13 protein-coding genes are annotated in these 19206 nt (G+C 41.4%); 11 read left to right on the top strand and 2 right to left on the bottom strand.

The features are described from left to right. Window positions 1-19: 19 nt before the first annotated feature. Window positions 20-538: a GspH/FimT family pseudopilin gene (locus BCU91_RS19250; protein ID WP_102532174.1), complete on the bottom strand. Its 519-nt coding sequence runs from the start codon at window positions 536-538 to the stop codon at window positions 20-22. A 235-nt stretch (window positions 539-773) separates the two neighbouring features. Here BCU91_RS19250 and BCU91_RS19245 point away from each other — a divergent pair, with 235 nt between their 5' ends. Continuing rightward, entirely contained in the window at window positions 774-1112 is a 339-nt protein-coding gene (locus BCU91_RS19245) for a P-II family nitrogen regulator (RefSeq protein WP_102475633.1), read from the top strand. Between the two features lie 87 nt (window positions 1113-1199). Here the strand turns inward: BCU91_RS19245 and BCU91_RS19240 are convergent, their stop codons facing one another. Then, on the bottom strand, window positions 1200-2210 hold the full coding sequence (locus tag BCU91_RS19240) for a LacI family DNA-binding transcriptional regulator (protein ID WP_102532173.1): 1011 nt from the start codon (window positions 2208-2210) through the stop codon (window positions 1200-1202). Between the two features lie 438 nt (window positions 2211-2648). Between BCU91_RS19240 and BCU91_RS19235 the strand changes: the two genes are divergently transcribed. The 10 genes from BCU91_RS19235 to BCU91_RS20430 all read left to right on the top strand — a co-directional run bounded on the left by BCU91_RS19235 (window position 2649) and on the right by BCU91_RS20430 (window position 18387). After that, the gene (locus BCU91_RS19235; protein ID WP_102532175.1) at window positions 2649-5255 is read left to right on the top strand and encodes a TonB-dependent receptor; all 2607 of its coding nucleotides are present in this window, start codon (window positions 2649-2651) and stop codon (window positions 5253-5255) included. 122 nt (window positions 5256-5377) lie between these two features. Continuing rightward, on the top strand, window positions 5378-6910 hold the full coding sequence (locus BCU91_RS19230) for a tryptophan halogenase family protein (protein ID WP_102532172.1): 1533 nt from the start codon (window positions 5378-5380) through the stop codon (window positions 6908-6910). Window positions 6911-7196: 286 nt separating this feature from the next. Then, complete coding sequence (locus tag BCU91_RS19225; protein WP_102439190.1) at window positions 7197-7901, top strand: SapC family protein; 705 nt, start codon at window positions 7197-7199, stop codon at window positions 7899-7901. Between the two features lie 675 nt (window positions 7902-8576). Then, the gene (locus BCU91_RS19220; protein ID WP_102532171.1) at window positions 8577-11315 is read left to right on the top strand and encodes a family 20 glycosylhydrolase; all 2739 of its coding nucleotides are present in this window, start codon (window positions 8577-8579) and stop codon (window positions 11313-11315) included. Between the two features lie 287 nt (window positions 11316-11602). Then, a complete protein-coding gene (locus BCU91_RS19215; RefSeq protein WP_102532170.1) occupies window positions 11603-12514 on the top strand; it encodes a BadF/BadG/BcrA/BcrD ATPase family protein in 912 nt (303 codons plus the stop codon). Between the two features lie 122 nt (window positions 12515-12636). Next, window positions 12637-13635 (top strand): SIS domain-containing protein, encoded by a 999-nt coding sequence (locus BCU91_RS19210; RefSeq protein ID WP_102475637.1) that lies wholly within the window; start codon window positions 12637-12639, stop codon window positions 13633-13635. An 87-nt stretch (window positions 13636-13722) separates the two neighbouring features. Further along, window positions 13723-14883 (top strand): N-acetylglucosamine-6-phosphate deacetylase, encoded by a 1161-nt coding sequence (nagA, locus tag BCU91_RS19205; RefSeq protein WP_102532169.1) that lies wholly within the window; start codon window positions 13723-13725, stop codon window positions 14881-14883. Window positions 14884-14886: 3 nt separating this feature from the next. Next, complete coding sequence (locus BCU91_RS19200) at window positions 14887-16098, top strand: DUF5009 domain-containing protein (protein ID WP_102532168.1); 1212 nt, start codon at window positions 14887-14889, stop codon at window positions 16096-16098. 316 nt (window positions 16099-16414) lie between these two features. Then, window positions 16415-17719, top strand: coding sequence for a sugar MFS transporter (locus tag BCU91_RS19195; protein WP_102439184.1), 1305 nt, complete (start codon window positions 16415-16417; stop codon window positions 17717-17719). Between the two features lie 515 nt (window positions 17720-18234). Then, the gene (locus tag BCU91_RS20430) at window positions 18235-18387 is read left to right on the top strand and encodes a hypothetical protein (RefSeq protein ID WP_198590504.1); all 153 of its coding nucleotides are present in this window, start codon (window positions 18235-18237) and stop codon (window positions 18385-18387) included. Window positions 18388-19206 lie beyond the last annotated feature (819 nt).

Below are 19206 nucleotides of genomic sequence, written 5' to 3'. Positions count from 1 at the left end.
CTTAAAATATAGTTAATATTTAGTTAGGTTTACATAATATGGTCTTTTTTCGTGAAAATCGAACTCTACCAGATTGATTGATAATAACCGCTTTTGAATATGGACTATCAAAACTGTCTGGGCAATATCTAAAGGTTCCATTGGTACCCGATGCAAGTCCATCAGGTTGAAACCTTATAGCTTTTCTATTGTAGTAAACAATATCTTCTTCATTAAAGGCCGTTTTTTGATAAATGATTTTATCATTACCGCTTATTACATTTGATTCTCCACCATCGGTGAAAATGGTGAAACCTTGTTGCCAATCATTAATGCATCGATTTTCTTCAACAGGGCATATTGTGACACGAGTACTAAAGCTAATAGCATGATTACGCCCCAGTTGGATCAACTGTTGAATTGATCGAATATTACTGTCACTTCTTGCATGATTCAAAACGGTACTTAGATGAGGGACCGTTATGGCTGATAAGATACTCGTAATCGATAATGTAACTATCACTTCAATGAGGTTAAAACCCTTGACTGGTTTTTTCATAAAATCATCCTTGATTTTTTAAACTGGCAATCCGGCCAATTTATAGAAAGCAAAGTATAGAAGGTATTTTGACCAATGCTAGTAATCCCTATTTAGTGAAAGCGTTATTAAAGTATGAGCAATCAAGACTCGCTTGAAGTAAGATAGTTCAAGTATTCAAACTATTAATAAATAGATTGAAATTTGAGAATGAAGTTTTATATCTATATTTTTCCAAGTGATTAGGAGTGAGTTGATGAAAAAAGTAGAAGCCATTATTAAGCCCTTTAAATTGGATGATGTGCGTGAGTCACTTGCTGAAATAGGCATTACTGGCATGACTGTGTCAGAAGTTAAAGGTTTTGGCCGCCAAAAAGGACATACTGAGCTTTATCGCGGTGCGGAATATATGGTCGACTTTCTTCCTAAAGTTAAAATTGAATTAGTGATCCAAGATGAGCAATTAGACCAAGCCATTGAGGTTATTGTTGATACTGCTCGTACGGGTAAAATCGGCGATGGAAAAATATTTGTAACCGATATTGAACGTGTTATTCGTATCCGTACTGGCGAAGAAAACGAAGATGCTGTTTAATTTACAATAGATTAAATTAAAAAAGCCTCAATAAATAATTTATTGAGGCTTTTTTATTGGGGATAAATTATAAGCTCACTATTGCCATCATGGTTTGCTTGATGAGTCCCGAATAACCGGCTCAGGCGTAAATACCATCGATTTTTTCTCAGTCGTTTCTTTGCTATTGGCGATTAACAGTTCAGTGGCGACTTTGGCAATTTTCACGTTTGGTTGATGCACTGTGGTTAATTTGGGCCACGTCTGTCGGGAGAAGGGGCTATCCTCAAATCCTACAATGGATAAATCTTTTGGTATATCAAGTCCGGCTAAACGCGCAGCAAATAATGCTCCGGCGGCAATTTCATCGTTACACGCAACGATTGCCGTAGGGCGTCTGGTTAAATTAATCAGTTTATTAGCGCCTTCCACTCCTGATTCGAATGAGTATTTTCCATCTAAAACCCATGCGTTATTCACGTTAAGATTATTGTGCTCAAGGGCATGTTTAAAACCACCTAAACGCTCTTTGGTTGATTCATGCTGCTGATCGCCACTTAAAAATCCAATGTCACTATGACCCATGTCGATTAAGTGTTGGGTAATTTCTAAAGCGCCATGTTTATCATTGACAAGTACAGTAAGCCCATTTTCTGCATCAGTGCTTTCGCCTGCAATAATTCTTACATAATTAGCATCTATTTCATCAAGTGCTGCAAGTATCTTCGGGTCTTCTGACATTGGCGGGGTGAGCACTAAACCCGATAGCCGAGAGTGTTTGACCATTTTGGTTAGTTCATCACAAATTGTGTCAGAGGTAGCATTACAAGGGTGGATCAACAACTCGTAGCCTTTATCTTGGCAGGCAGAAAGAATACCGTTCTGCATATCAATAATATAATAAGCATTGGGGTTATCATAAATAAAACCAATAACATAGGATTTTGTGCTTGCTAGATTTCTTGCTGCTAAGTTAGGTTGATAATTTAGCTCATTAATTGCTGCATTGACCTTGTCGACCGTGGTTTGTCTGACTGACGATTCGTTATTGGTGACCCGTGAAACGGTTTTAATTGATACGCCAGCATGTTTGGCAACATCATTTATGGTTACTTTCATTATTTGTTAACTCTTAAACTCAGGCGATGAACTTAGCATTGTATTTATATTGATAACCATCATCCCCAAATGAAGGTTATCAATATTGTAGGTAAAAACAAAAGCTAAGCCGATTTAACTCTAATAGTGCTTATTTTTATCCTAATAGGCAATCTCGAATTACTTTTCTGGTTGGATGAGTTCACTTTAAAGTCTATTTGTTCTTAATTTGATACAAACATCGTCAACATTTAAGTGTCTGATTTTTAGTTATTAATTGTGTTTACATCTGTTTTATATAAGCTGGCTTTGCACATTTTGTCTGCAATAAAGTTATTTTGTTGTGGCAAGACTGTTAAATATTGTGTAATGTTTGCTCTAGACATGACAGCGTTGTCATTCCGATTGGAATGGTTATGTATCCAAAAACGATAATAAAGTTATGGAAGGGAAATGAAGATGCGACCTATTAATTTTAAGAAAAATGTTTTAGCAACTAACATTGCTATCCTACTTGGCAGTATGGTTTCAGTTGCTGCGTTTGCAGCAGATGCTGAAACTACAGAAGAAAATATCGAAAATATCGAAAAAATTGAAGTAAAAGGCATGCGTGCCTCGATGAAGGCTTCAGTTAATGATAAACGTTTTTCTAACTCTGTTGTTGATGCGGTAACGGCTGAAGATATCGGTAAATTTCCTGATGGTGACGTGGGTGAGTCATTAGGGCGTATACCAGGTGTGGCTGTGAGCCGTCAATTTGGTCAAGGCCAAGGTGTTTCGATTCGTGGTGCTTCTAGCAGCTTGACTCGTACATTATTAAACGGCCATTCAGTTGCATCTACCGGTTGGTACGATCAACAGTCAATTGACAGAAGCTTTAACTACAGTTTACTACCATCAGAAATGGTCGGTGGAATTGAAGTATATAAATCGTCTCAGGCTGATTTACCTGAAGGTGGTGTTGGCGGTACCGTTATCGTTAAAACCCGCAAGCCATTAGATTTAGATGCCAATACTGTATTCCTTAGTGCTAAAGGCGACTACGGTACAATTTCTGAAGAAACAGATCCTGAATTATCAGGCCTATACAGCTGGAAAAATGAAGATGAGAACTTTGGTTTCTTAATTTCTGCAGCTGGCTCAGAAACAACTTATCAACGCAATGGTATTGAGTCATTAATTGGTTGGGGTGATATTGTTCCGACGACTTTTGAACAAGAGCGTGAACGTACTGCTATTAACGGTTCATTCCAATACAGTCCAACAGATAATTTAAATTTCGGTTTAGACATTATGAGTCTGGACATGAAAGCGAACAACGCAAATACCTCATTATTCGTGATGTTCCCAGATGATAAAGACGAAGCGTGTGAACAGCGTAACTCTTTAGGCACTTGTACTTTCTATCGCCGTGATGGTAATGGTGAAAACCCAGGTTGGGCACAAACTTGGGCGCGCCAAGCTAGCATGGACTCAAATACTTACGATTTCAATTTCGATTACGAAAATGACATGTTTAAAGTAGAAGGTCGTGTGGGTAACACCAAGTCTGAAGGTGGTACTGATTTAACTTCTAACTATGGTTTCTGGTTAGGTACCGCTGCTGATTATGCTGGTACTTATGATGCGACTGGTGAAATCATCAAAATAGATGTTGCTAATAAAAACTTCACCGCAGATGACTTTGGTGGTCAATTGTCCCCTGCAGGTTGGGCACTTAAAAAGCAGCCAAACTCAGATGAAGAAACTTACGCACAATTAGACTTTACTATTCCGACTGATTTAGGTGCGATTACCTCATTCAAAACAGGTGTTCGTTATGCAGATCATGATGTTAGCACGTTAACTTTACCTGCAATCGTTAATGCTGATATAGCAGCAAAAGATGCATCAGCATATTACAGTGGTCAAATTTCATCGGGTGCAGGTTATACCTTACCTAAGCCAGATATGGATGCCATGTTAAAGGATGCTAAGGCTGCAATTAATGGTTTCTCGACAGAAGGCACCGTATATAAGGCTGGCTACGGCACCATTAACGAAGAAAACCTATCGTTATATTTAATGGCTAATTTTGAGTCAGACGGTATGCGCGGTAACTTCGGCTTACGTTATATATCAACAGATGCATCATCTGATTATTTCGCGCTGCAAGCTGATGGTACTTATGCCGATAACTTAAGCACTAAAGATGCAAGTTATAATGACGTATTGCCAAGTATCAACGTTGCATTTGATGTGGCGCCAGATGTCATTATCCGTACTTCAGCATCACAAGTGATTTCACGTCCTAATTATGCTGATATGTTTGCAGCTTCGGCACTGCAAGGTTACAACGATGACGTTGCAGGTAACCAAGTGGTTAGTACCGGTAATATCGCCCTTGAGCCATTTAAAGCGACTCAAGCTGATTTAGGTGTGGAATGGTATTTCAGTCCTGACGGGTTAATGAGTGCTTCTTACTTTATCAAAGATATCAGCTCTTTTATCACCTCAGAGCAGAAGCTAGATCAAAGCATTGGTATTGTTGATCCTAATTCAGGTGAAGATAACTGGACTGTTTCAACGAAGAAAAATGGTACTGGCGGTCAAATCCAAGGTATAGAGCTGCAAATCCAAGATGGTTTTGACAACGGCTTTGGTTACTCTGCTAACTATACCTTTGCTGATTCTGATGCTGCAGCTGAGAACTACCCTGATCAAGTTAGCGTATTTTCTGACTCTTCTAAGCACACTGTTAACTTAGTTGGTTACTACGAGATGGATGACTTCTCAGCACGTGTTGCTTATAACTGGCGTAGTGAATACATGATGCGTGAGTTACCAGGTTTCTACGGTAACCGTGAACATCAAGACTTCGGTACACTTGATTTAAGTGCTAACTACAATATCACTGATTACTTAGGTATCACATTTGAAGTAGTTAACTTACTTGAAGAAGACAGTGTTCAATTAGGTGTTGCACCTGATGATGCTGACGTTAAGCCTGAGCTAAAAGGTGGTTACCCAGCATGGAGCTTTGAAGGTGAAGCTCGTTATAAGTTAGGTTTAAACTTACGTTTTTAATCTGATTTAGAAGCATAAAAAGCCTAGCACTTGCTAGGCTTTTTGATTTTAACTTTCCACTGGTAAATACGGTTAAAATCCAATTAGCGACTTATCTACAGTTAACAGTTAAGAGGCGTAATATGAAAGTGCAGAAGATTGTTATTATCGGTGGTGGCACAGCAGGTTGGCTTGCTGCAAATCATATTGGTAAAGCGGTGCAATCATTGGCTGATGTGTCCGTTACGTTAATCGAGTCTCCTGATATTCCGTCCATTGGTGTTGGTGAAGGCACTGTACCTGCGATTAGGCAGTCATTACAAAGCTTTGGAATAAGCGAAACCGAGTTTATTCAGCAGTGTGATGTGAGCTTCAAGCAATCTATCCAATTTCGAAACTGGCTCGATAAAACCAAACATGGCGCAGATAATCGCTACCATCACTTATTTGATGTACCAAGCCCATTGGGCGATGACCTAAGCGCATTTTGGAACCAAACCGCCACTGAGGATATGCCCTATAGTGCAATGGTTTCACCTCAGCATTATATTTGTGAGGCGTTAAAGGCTCCTAAATCCATCACTACCCCTGAATACGCTGGCTCTGTTAGCTATGCTTATCATTTAAATGCAGCAAAATTTGCTAAATTATTAGCCACTAACGCCACAAGCAAATACGCCGTTAAACATCTCAAAGCTAATGTATTAGATGCCGCAATAGATGATGTAGGCAATATCAGCCGCTTAAAAACTGATAAGCTCGGCGAGTTAGCTTTTGATTTTTATATCGACTGCAGTGGCTTTGAGTCCATTTTGTTAGCCAAAAAGCTTAACGTCGGCTTTGTGGATAAATCCCATCAGTTATTGGTGAATAAAGCCATTGTTGCCCAAGTGCCGACAGACATTACTGAAGCGATTGCCCCTTTTACCATTGCCACAGCGCATCAAGCAGGCTGGATTTGGGATATCGCTTTGCCAGAGCGCCGCGGTACTGGTTTTGTGTATTCTGATAACCACATGACAAGCGCACAAGCTGAGCAAAAGTTTAACCGTTATTTGGGCGGAAAACTAAACCAGTTACACCATCGTGAAATCCCCATGAAAGTGGGCTACCGCGAACAGTTTTGGGCAAAAAACTGTGTAGCATTAGGCCTAGCACAAGGCTTTTTAGAGCCAATCGAGGCAACCTCAATACTATTAACTGATTTTGCCGCCGGTTACTTAGCTAAGCGACTACCGCAGACACTGGCGCAAATGCCAGCATTGTCTGAGCGCTTTAATCACACTATAGGTTACGCGTGGGAGCGAGTAGTGGAGTTTGCTAAGTTGCATTATTGCATTTCAGATAGAACTGACAGTGATTTTTGGTTAGATAATCAAAAGCCTGAAACGATACCTGAATCCTTGCAACAAAAATTACAATTATGGCAGAGCTTTAGTCCGATAACCGATGATCTATTCTCACGCTACGAAGTGTTTAATATTGATAATTATCTGTATGTTTTATACGGGATGCATTACCAAACTAATAACCCGTCGCTCGACACTGTGTATCTTAAAAATGCCCAGCAGCAGGCCAATAAAATACAGCAAATAGGCCACAAGCTGGCGCTAGACTTACCAGAGCATCGAGCGCTGCTTGATAAAATTAACCGTTACGGTTTACAAAAGGTTTAGCCACTGGCTTTAATGAGCTTAAAACCCCAGTTGAATAAAATTTATACTTTTAGATGAAAGTTGGCACGATTTAGGTGAAATATCAGCGAATAGCTAGTGGTACTTTATTGCTTGATACGGTAACGTAAGCTGCAGATTAAATGATAGTGGGCTTTATAATAAGTCATCAGCTAAAGATTTTGGGATTTTTTATTTTAATCTACTAGCAAAAGTTTAAAACAAAAGGGATTTGAATCCCTATTTTTATGTATATCATTATTGATTAGAAGCGCCTGAAGGAGCCAAGATGTCTAACCAAATTACGTTACTTGAACACGCAAAGCACGGTGATTTAAAAATTACCGCAACTAATTTTGCACACGTTGCAGATCAACATATTGTTCCAGTAACTTTGCATGAGATTGCTCGTGCAGCTACAGAATACCCAATTGTATTCGTTAAAAACACTGATAGCGGTGAATTCCAAGCTGTTGCTATGTTAGGTCTTAAGCCTGGTCAAAACCTGAGTATTAAAGACGGCAAGTGGCAAGGACTATATATCCCTGCTGTTGTCCGTGACTATCCACTTGGATTAGTACTTAACCCAGAAGTAAAAGACAAAGTATGGATTGGTATTCGCGAATCTGCTGCTGAAGTCAGCAAGACTGAAGGCCAAGCATTATTTGAAGGTGAGCAAGAGTCTGCTTACTTAGAAAACCGCAAAAAAGCCTTAATCGCGCATTTTGAGCAAGATCAAGCAAGCCGCAACATTCTTGGTTTCTTGGCTGAAAAAGAGTTACTAACAACCCAAACATTAACGGTTGATGTAGCGGGTGAGAAGCGCAACATCAATGGCTTATACTTAATTGATGAAGCTAAATTAAATGAATTGTCAGATGAAGATTACTTAGAACTTAGAAAGCGCGGCTTACTAGGTCCTATCTATGGTCATTTAGCATCGTTAAACCAAGTTAACCGTCTAGCACGCACTGAGATCATGGCTAAAGCTTAATCTTATTGTATCGCGCGTATTAAGGCATTATTTCATATATTGAAATAATGCCTTTTTTATTAGTAGCATATTTAGCATAAGATTCTTTTGCTTAAAGCTTTTCACTTCATTCAATCCTTTCTTTACCACTAGATGCCAATATTCTTGGTTATCACTAAGCCAATTAAGCTTAATTTAAGCAATTAAGCCACTGTTATTATTTGTTTTTAATGTCTATTGTTGCAAACCTGTGTCAAAACATAAAAAAAATGTAGAAATCTCGTTCTATATTCGGTAGATTATTAAATGACAGCGTTGTCATTGCTTGTGTGTGAATCGTTGTTTTAAGGTCGACATGGATAATTTATAGGTCCCTATTATCCATGCCTTAATGCTATTTCGGTCGGGCGAAATAGCATTAATTTATACTTTTAGTCTCTCCCCAGAAACGAGTATAAGCTGGGTACAATTTTTGTTCCCAGCTATTTTTTTGCCGGTTTCTTAGTAAGGATAAAACCTAGCAGTTAACGAGACATAGATATTGAACAGGCTAAATACACTAATAAATTGAATCAATTAAATACTGTTGCCGCTAAAAATTAGCTGCGGTAATTTAGCTAAAATAGGCTAACGTCAGTAGTCAGTCAACGCGCGGCATCTCATCAGATGATCATTTAGGGATAAATTGAGGAATATATGAAAAAGACCATCCTTGCATCAGCATTATTACTATCAATAGGCGTAGTGGGTTGCCAGTATTCTTCAGCTCCTTCTACGTCTGATGATGCTCAATCAGCTAATGGTTCAGATCTGCAACATAAGGCTAATCAAGCCGCTGATAGCGCTTGGACTCAAGCAAGCCTAAAACAATTTGCCGCAGATCTAAAAGTCACTTATCGCATGGTGACCAATGTCCCTGAAGAAAGTTGCTCAGCAACACAGCCTGATGAGCAATGTTTTATCGCTGAAATTGATTTAACCAGTTCAGTTAATATTCCCCATGCCGACTGGGCAATTTATTTCAGTCAAATGCGCCCAGTACAAGCGGTGTTAAATCCGCAGTTTAGTATCACTCGAGTACAAGGTGATTTACATAAAATTGCCCCCACCGAGCAATTCACTGGCTTTAGCGCTGGCGTAACCCAACGCATTGGTTTTAGAGGCGAGTTATGGCAATTATCTGAAACTGACCCAATGCCAAACTATTACATTGTGGTGGATGGTTTAGAGCCTGTCGTGATAGCTAGCACTCAATTAAGTATTGACGCAGAAACCGGCATGGAAGTTAGACCCTATGTTGAAGCCTTTACGGATGAAAAAAGGCAATATCGCAGAACCGCAACCGATAACTTAGCGTGGAGCCGTGCTGAGGTGTTATTTGAAGCCAATAATGCCCTTGTAGTTAATCGCGAGGCTGCCATTAATCGCATTATTCCAACGCCGCTCAGTGCTAGCGTTACATCAAGTAATACACCGGTAGATTTGTCTCAAGGTATTGAGGTTAATTACCAGCAAGTTGACTCAGCAGCAGTTGCCGCAGCTTTGTCGAGATTAGCGAGACTTGGGGTTAAGCAATCAGATACAGGCTTGTCGTTAGCGTTTGTTAAAAACAGCAAGGTTACAGCAGACGAGCAAGGGATTGATGGCGCTTATCAGCTCAAGGTGGCCATTGACGGCATTACCATTACCGCCGCCACCGACAGTGGTTTTTCATATGGTCTTTCGTCACTTGCAGCGTTAATCGATACTCGAGAACTCAGTATAAATACTATGGTTGTTGATGATGCACCGCGTTATGATTTTCGTGGTATGCACATTGATGTCGCCCGTAACTTTCATAGTAAACAACTGATATTTGATTTAATCGATCAAATGGCAGCTTATAAGCTCAATAAATTACACCTACATATGGCCGATGATGAAGCATGGCGCTTAGAAATTGATGGCTTACCTGAGCTTACTGATATTGGTAGTAAGCGTTGCCATGATTTAACCGAAAGCACCTGCTTAATTCCCCAGCTGGGCAGTGGCCCTTTTGCTGATGCCAGTGTAAATGGTTTTTATAGCAAAGCCGATTATATAGACATTTTGCAGTATGCCAGCGCCCGCCAAGTAGAGGTTATCCCGTCAATGGATATGCCTGGTCACTCACGTGCAGCGATAAAATCTATGGATGCCCGCTACCGTAATTTTATGGCAAGTGGCGAAAATAATGCTGCTAATGAGTACTTACTGACAGATGCTAACGACACCACAGTGTATTCATCGGTGCAGTATTATAACGATAACACCCTAAATGTGTGCTTGGAGTCGACCTATCACTTTGTCGATAAAGTCATTGATGAAATTGCTAAATTGCACCAACAAGCAGGCCATCCGCTAAAACGCTACCACATTGGCGCTGATGAAACGGCAGGGGCGTGGAAGCAATCACCACAATGCGTAGACTTTGTTGCTAACAATGACAAAGGGGTTAAATCGATCGATGATTTAGGTGCTTATTTTATTGAGCGCGTCGCCAATATGGTCAGCGCTAAAGGTATTGAACCTGCAGGTTGGAGCGATGGTATGAGCCATACTAATGCAGACAATATGCCGGCTAAATCACAAACCAACATTTGGGATGTGATTTCACACCATGGTTATCAAAGAGCCCACAGCCAAGCCAATTTAGGTTGGGATACTGTGCTTTCAAACCCTGAAGTGTTGTACTTTGATTTCCCCTATGAGGCTGATCCTAAAGAGCATGGTTACTACTGGGCGACCCGAGCGCTAAACAGCCAAAAATTGTTTAGTTTTATGCCAGATAACTTACCTGCGAATGCGGAACAATGGAATGATATCGAAAATAACCCCTTTACCGCCGACGATAGCGTTAAAAAAGATGAGCAAGGTAAGGTGACCTCAGCGCCATTACAACAAGGTAAAGGCTTTAGTGGTATTCAAGGTCAAATCTGGAGTGAAACTATTCGCAGTGATGAAGTCGCTGAATATATGATGTTTCCACGGCTGCTAATGCTAGCTGAAAAAGCTTGGCATAAAGCAAAGTGGGAAGTGCCATATCAGTATCAAGGCGCGGTTTATCATCAAAACTCAGGTTACTTTACTGCTGATATGCGTAAGCAGCAGCAACAGCAATGGAATGACATCGCTAATACCTTAGGCCATAAAGAGCTGGCTAAGTTAGATGTGGCTAACATTGAATATCGGGTGCCAACCGTTGGGGCAAAAATTGAAGCTGGACTGCTTTATGCCAATATTGCCTTTCCAGGGCTTAAGATTGAGTATCGTCAACTCAGTGAAGAGAGTGACAATAACGCTGCTGAAACAGCATCATGGCTTGAATACCAAGCTCCGGTAAAGGTATCAGGTAATATTGAGATAAGAGCAATTTCCGCATCAGGAAAACGCAAAGGGCGCTCGTTGTTTTTATAGCTGGCTTTTATTGCTGTGCAGTTAACTAAATACAAAGGACGTTAATCGAATGGTTAACGTCCTTTTTTAAAAGAAAATCAGCAAAACATCCAAAACTTTCAATTTAATTACCTAGCTAAAATCAATATAAATCAGAGCTTTAATAGTTACTTCGATGTTTGTTTTATAAACACCACAAAAAGTAAATGACAACGCTGTCATTTGTGGTGTAACATAAAGTTAACTTACAAAAGAGCCTATAAAAATCAGTTATAAAAGGCTTGGGTAATAGAGACAAGAGGGATGTCATGAGCGTTAATCAGCAAAATGAATCACAGCTTTATATCGGAATTGACGGTGGTGGCAGTAAGTGCCGCGCCAGCATATTTTGCCCACAAAAAGGTGTAATTGGCACTGGTGTAGCAGGTAGAGCTAATCCTCTTCACGGACTAGAACAAACTTTTAATTCAATTATCGAATCAACCAAGCTTGCCTTGGCAGATGCAAACTTAGCACCAAGCTACGCTCAGCAGTTAATCGCCGGTGTCGGCCTCGCTGGCGTGAATGTGCCGCGTTTGTTTGACCAAGTGAACAACTGGCAGCACCCGTTTGCCAAAATGTACCTCACCACAGACTTACATACTGCCTGTATTGGTGCCCATAACGGCGATGATGGTGCCGTGATTATTACCGGTACTGGCTCTTGTGGCTTTGCCCATGTAGGCGAGCAAAGTTTATTAATTGGCGGCCATGGCTTTGCATTAGGTGACAAAGGCAGTGGCGCATGGTTAGGCCAAAAAGCCGCTGAGCATGTATTACTGAATTTAGACGGCTTTGCCGCCGACACCGCACTAACACAATTATTACTAGCACACTTTAATGTTGATGATGCCATGGGCATTGTCGAGCATCTTGCCGGACAGTCTTCAAGCACCTACGCCAAATTAGCCCGTATTGTGCTGTTATGCGCCGACAATGGTGATGAGGTTGCCATTGATATTGTGCAACAGGGAGCGGGTTATATTAGTGAAATGGCCAGAAAGTTATTTGCCATTCATCCTAGTCGTTTTTCGATGATTGGCGGCCTAGCAGAGCCATTATTACATTGGTTAGATATTGATGTGGCTAGCAAAGTGGCTGAAGCGCTATCACCACCAGAAATCGGCGCTATCTTGTTTGCGCAGCAACAGTTTGCCGCAGATAACGGCAAGAGTCTGTAACTCGCCAAATTATCTTGAACTCGCTTAAAATTTTCAGTGTCAACGATAAATTCATCGCCATGCACTGCTCAGTAACTTGATACCTCAATGGATCAACTTGAACATAAATTAAGGTTAACTCGATGACAAATACAATTATGGAACGTGAAGCGCGTTCAGCACCGCAGAAAATCGCTGAGCAACTGGCTGCTAATGCTGGCTTAACCAAAGAGCTTGGTGAAAAACTACGTAGTTTTAAGCCAAAGTTTGTGATGATTGTTGGTCGTGGCTCATCAGATCACGCAGGGGTATTTGCTAAATACTTATTTGAAATTGAAGTGGGCATTCCAACTTTTGCTGCAGCGCCATCAGTTGCCAGTGTTTATGGTAAAAGCTTACAACTTGAAGGCGGATTAGTGATTGTTATTTCACAATCAGGCCGTAGCCCAGATATATTGGCTCAAGCGAGAATGGCTAAAGAAGCAGGCGCTTTTTGTGTCGCATTAGTCAACGATGAAACAGCACCAATTAAAGATATTGTCGATGTGGTATTACCGCTTAGAGCGGGTGAAGAAAAAGCCGTCGCAGCGACCAAAAGCTACTTAGCGACTTTATCAGCCATTGTGCAGTTAACTGCTGAGTGGACTCAAAGTGAGTCGTTAGCTGCAGCCGTTGATTCAATGCCTGCTGCATTACAAACCGCCGTTGACGCAGCGCCGCAATTAACCGCCGAGTCTTTAGCAGGGGTTAATAACCTTGTGGTTTTAGGTCGTGGTTTAGGTTATGCGGTAACCAAAGAAATTGCCCTTAAAATGAAAGAGGTTTGCTCTATTCATGCCGAGTCATTCAGTAGCGCTGAGTTTTTACATGGGCCGGTGACTTTGGTTGAAAAGAAACTGGCTATTGTCGATGCCTGCATTAATGATGAGTCTTATGAAAGCCATATCGAGCAAATAGAAAACGTAAAACAACGTGGCGCAGACTTGGTGCATTTAAATCAAACATCATCTGAAATACACCCGCGTGTTGCGCCATTAGCATTGCTACAACGTTTTTATATCGATGTAGCCGCCGTTGCTGTTGCCCGTGGTATTGACCCAGATCAGCCAGAAGGTTTGAAAAAAGTCACTCAAACACTATAAGTTTGGCTCGACTGTACGCATTAAGCATTAAGCATTAAGCATTAAGAAGTAAGCAGTTAAAGATTAACGCAATATAAAGAGAACATTATGAGACAAACCCTAATAGCAGACGGTTTTTTTGATGGACAGCAATTTCATCAAGATGCGGTGATCTCTATTGAAGACGGCCACATCATCGCCTTAGATTCAGTATCGAATGCGAAAGAAGTGCGTTTACAAGGCACGTTAGTGCCAGGGTTTGTTGATGTTCAAGTTAATGGCGGCGGCGGGGCACTGTTTAATAGCGCACCAACCCTTGATTGTATTGAGACCATAGGTCGAGCACATGCTCAATTTGGTACGACCGGTTTTCTGCCGACGCTCATTACCGATAAAGTTGAGGTGATGGCGCAAGCCGCTGATGCCGTTGCCGAGGCTATTAAGCTGCAATCTGCAGGCGTGTTAGGGATTCACTTTGAAGGGCCACATTTAAGTGTGCCTAAAAAAGGCGTGCATCCACAATCGTTTATTCGCAGTATTTCAGATGAAGAACTGGCGATATTTTCACGACAAGATCTTGGTATAAAAGTGGTCACTTTAGCCCCTGAAAATGTCTCAGTTGAGGTGATAAAAACCTTAATCGCTAACGACGTAAAGGTGTGCTTAGGTCACTCAAATGCCGATTATGACACTGTGCTGGCGGCGTTAAATGCTGGCGCTAACGGTTTTACACATTTGTTTAATGCCATGTCAGGCTTTGGCTCTCGTGAGCCGGGCATGGTGGGCGCAGCGCTAGAAAGTGATGCAGCATGGTGCGGATTGATTGTCGATGGCCACCATGTTCACAGTGCGACTGCAAAAGTTGCCCTTAAAGCTAAGCCCCAAGGCAAAATCATGTTAGTAACCGATGCTATGCCACCGGTGGGACTGGATGATGATGCCAGCTTTGAACTGTTTGGCACCGAGGTCATACGTCAAGGTGATAGGCTCAATGCCAAATCAGGTGAGCTAGCAGGTTGCGTACTTGATATGGTTGGCGCAGTTAACAATACGGTTAGCATGCTTGGCCTCAGTTATGAAGAAGCCCTTAGAATGGCATCGTTATATCCAGCGCAGTATCTACAGCAAGCTAAGCTTGGCACCATAGCCGTAGGTCAGCGCGCAGACTTAGTGTTGTTAGCTGCTAATGCAAACGATAACTCGCGTTATCAAGTTAACCAAACCTATATTAATGGCGATGTGGTTTTTAGCCGATGCGATAAAGGTTAATGTATGTCGACTAAAACCGCTTTGAAGCCAAGATTAATGTCATTGGACGCCCTGCGCGGTTTTGACATGTTTTGGATCCTTGGCGGTGAGGGCCTATTTGCTGGATTATTTATATTAACCGGCTGGGCTGGGTGGAATTGGTTTGACGGCCAAATGCATCACAGTCAATGGCATGGATTTACCTTTTATGATGTTATATTCCCGCTGTTTATTTTCCTCTCCGGTGTGGCTTTAGGCCTGTCACCAAAACGCTTAGATAAACTACCAATGCAGCAGCGGCTGCCCTTGTATCGTCATGCTATAAAGCGCCTTGGTTTACTGATTTTTTTAGGGGTACTTTATAATCATGGTTGGGGCGTTGGTATGCCTGCAGATCCCGACAGTGTGCGTTATGCCAGTGTGTTGGCACGTATTGGTTTTGCATGGTTTATAGGCGCGATGTTGGTGTGGCATACCAGCCTTAGAACCCAAATTATTGTCGCCATTAGTCTATTAATTGGCTATGGGCTTATTCAGTTATATCTTCCTTATCCCGATCTCACGCTATATTCTGGGCTAGTTCAAAACCCAGAATTAGCTCAAGCAGCTGTTAATCAAACAAGCCAAACCTTTGCCCGCTTTAGCGCCGAAAATAGTATTAACGCTTACGTGGATTCAATACTGCTGCCTGGTAGCGCATATCAAAATAGAGCCGTAGATCCTGAAGGGGTGCTATCCACACTGCCTGCGGTGGTAAATGGCTTAATCGGTGTGTTTGTCGGTCACTATATTGTTAAAGCCAAGCCGCCCTTATGGGGGCTTAGGGGTGAATGGCTAAAAGTCATGAGTATGGTGATTATTGGTGCGGCGTTATTGTCATTAGGCTGGCTATTAGACTTGATTATTCCGGTCAATAAAGACTTATGGACCAGCAGTTTTGTGTTGGTAACCAGTGGTTGGAGTATTATCTTACTCGCCATTTTTTACGCCATTATCGACGTACTTAAATGGCACAAATGGGCCTTTGTTTTTGTGGTGATTGGCACTAATGCCATCATCATCTATATCGCATCTAGTCTGGTTAATTGGCAATACTTAGCCAATAGTTTATTGGGCGGCTTTATTCGCGCCACCCCAGCAGACTGGCAACCATTACTCTTTGTACTGAGCTTACTGACAGTGCAATGGCTAATTTTATTGTGGCTTTATCAACGTAAAATTTTTATTCGCATCTAATGATTGTTTATTGAGCTGTTTCTAAGAGCTGCCTCTGAGAGCTGTTTATTAGAACTGTCACTATGGACTGTCACTAAGAACTGCATGCAAGATTTATTTTGGGGCTTGTGGTGTGATCAATGATGTTTAGTTGCTAATGAAATGACAGCGTTGTCTTTGCTGTGTTTATGTTTTAACATGAAATGCACAACGATTATGATCTGCAGCAACATTGCTAGGTCAAATTGTTGATAAAAACTCAATAATAATAAGACTCATATGGGGCACTAGTAGTAAGTCAGTGCTGAAATATCAATGACAATAAGAAGCAGGGTTTATGGAAACAACAATGAATAATAGTCAGCAAAAAAGCAGCATAGTGCCCATGGCCATTGTGGCAATACTCTTTTTCGTATTAGGGTTTGCGACTTGGCTTAATGGTTCGTTAATGCCATATCTAAAGCAAATCCTTCAGTTAAGCCCTTTTCAAGCGTCACTAATTCTATTCTCTTTTTATATTGCAGTAACTTTTACCGCACTACCTTCAGCTTGGGTCATCCGTAAAGTGGGCTATAAAAACGGTATGGCGCTGGGTATGGGCGTGATGATGGTGGCGGGTTTACTCTTTATTCCAGCCGCTAAAACCCAAGTGTTTGCTTTGTTCTTACTCGCGCAACTGGTTATGGGCACCGGACAAACATTATTACAAACCGCTGTTAACCCTTATGTGGTTCGCTTAGGCCCTGAAGAGTCTGCTGCAGCACGCGTTAGTGTTATGGGGATTTTGAATAAAGGCGCGGGTGTTATTGCTCCTATGGTGTTTACCGCATTAATCCTTGATAGCTTTAAAGATCGCGTCGGCACCACCCTAAGTCAGGTTCAAATTGATGAAATGGCTAACAGCTTAATTCTGCCGTATTTAGGCATGGCAATCTTCATTGGTATTTTAGCCTATGCTGTTAAGAAATCACCGCTACCAGAGCTTGAACAAGACGAAGCAGAAGAGGGCACCAGTAAAGGTCAAATTAAACAGGCACTAGCAAAACCCAACTTAGCCCTTGGGGTGGTGGCCTTGTTTGTGTATGTGGCTGTTGAGGTAATCGCTGGCGATACCATTGGTACGTATGCACTCACCTTAGGGGTTGAAAACTATGGGGTGATGACCTCATACACCATGATATGCATGGTAGTGGGTTACACCTTAGGGATTATTTGTATTCCACGGTTTATATCTCAGCCTAATGCGCTACTTATTAGCGCCATACTTGGGGTGGTGTTGTCCTTTGGTATTGTATTTGGTGATAGCAGCTCAACGGCTATTTCTGACACTGTATTAGTGCCATTTGGTGGCGCACAACTGCCAGATACCTTATTGTTAATTGCCTTTTTAGGCTTGGCTAACGCAATTGTTTGGCCAGCAGTTTGGCCGTTAGCCTTATCTGGTATGGGTAAACTAACCAGCACAGGTTCAGCACTACTCATCATGGGTATTGCTGGTGGCGCATTTGGCCCAGTATTCTGGGGCTTAACCAGCTCAGCAACCTCCCTTGGCATGCAAGGCGGCTACTTAGTGATGATCCCATGTTATCTATTCATTTTATTTTATGCCGTTAAAGGCCATAAGATGAAAAGCTGGAAATAATCCTGTTACTCCCCTTCAGGATTATCAAGAGAGCCAATAGGCTCTCTTTTTTTATGCCCAAATCTAGACTGCCATTTTGAACAAATCAAGGTCATGGTGCTTCGCCCAGATCAGATTTAAACCGTCAGTTTCCTTTGTGTATTTCCAAACTCCGTTTGGATTAACATTGTGTCTTTCCACACTCACGCTTGCCCTCAATTTATTTTGCATGTGAAAAATCAAAGTCGTGGTGCTTCGCCCACACCAGACCAAAAGGGGAAAAGCGCTTGTTCCCCTTTTGGATATCCCTCAGCGCCCCTAACGAAAAATGCTGAAAAGCGCATAATTTTCGATGGGGATTGATCCAGCTTTTAACTTCATTTTTTGCTAACTTAAGACTTATTCGAAAATGCTAACGCTTCCGATGGTGCATCCATGCACCGCGAAAGCTAGCCTGACGTCCTGTCAGGCTCACGCTATTTTCTTCAACGTCATCAATTCAAATTGAACATTCACGCTTTTAAATTTTGTTACTGATGAAGTTAAATCGAAGAGATGAAAATCCCGGTGTAAGCGCGGCTGTGACCGTCCATGACATGGAAGTCATGGCCGAGCTTTCAGGGATGAACTTGCAGCGTGTCACAGTCGTGCTTGCACGAAAGCCTGCGGCAGGCAATGGGTTAGATTGAAGTGATGACCTGCTGTAACTGAGCTAATATAAATGAATTTTAAAGCTGGTGCGGGTAACTCGTTTATGCCCCAAAGTGAGTTTCGTTATTCAAAAGGTAAGTAGGACGAGTAAAGCTTTGTCTATAGAAAACCTAATCTGAAAGGTGGGTTATGCTCAACCTAAAAGTTATGCCTGTCCCGTCTTTTCCCTCATTGTTACCTCTAATTACACGCAATTATCTAACTCATGCATAATTACACGCAAGACAGGTAAATATGTGTAAATTGATTTACGGCTTTATTCCTATTCAATTAATTATTGTCTGAAGGCGAAGGTGACAAATGATATTCTCACTATCACTTCCTTTGTAGTGGTATGGTGAATTTGGCCACTATTTTAGAGCTTACCTAGCTTATTTATGACCCAAAACGAGTTGGTGCTAGCAATGGGATAATCAGCATAACCTTACTTTTTCTAATCGATTATGACCGCCTTACTTGTCGTCCAAATGACTGGTTGCCTATACAGGTATAACTGATTTTCTCCAAATTGAGATAATTCTGGCGCCAAAGGATGCGTAAAATGAGCTTTTTACGCATCGATAATTTTGTAACATTCGAGAAAACCCATACATATCAATCTACTGCGAAATTTTTTAAAGTATTGTATAGACCTCGTAAACAAAGACGCATTCTTTTTCCGGCAGTATTTTGAGCAATACTTACGTATTCGCGAAAATATTCGATTTACAACAAGGACTTAGCGGTGGTACCTTTGAAGTTTGAATTGAGCAGCCTGGAACATTATTGTGCTGCTATTGAATAAGCTGTTGAACCTG

Origin of the sequence: Shewanella sp. 10N.286.52.B9, assembly GCF_002873635.1 — a bacterium.
GTDB lineage: Bacteria > Pseudomonadota > Gammaproteobacteria > Enterobacterales > Shewanellaceae > Shewanella.
The sequence above is the reverse complement of the archived record's forward strand: the minus strand, read 5'-3'. Positions and strand labels throughout refer to the sequence as shown.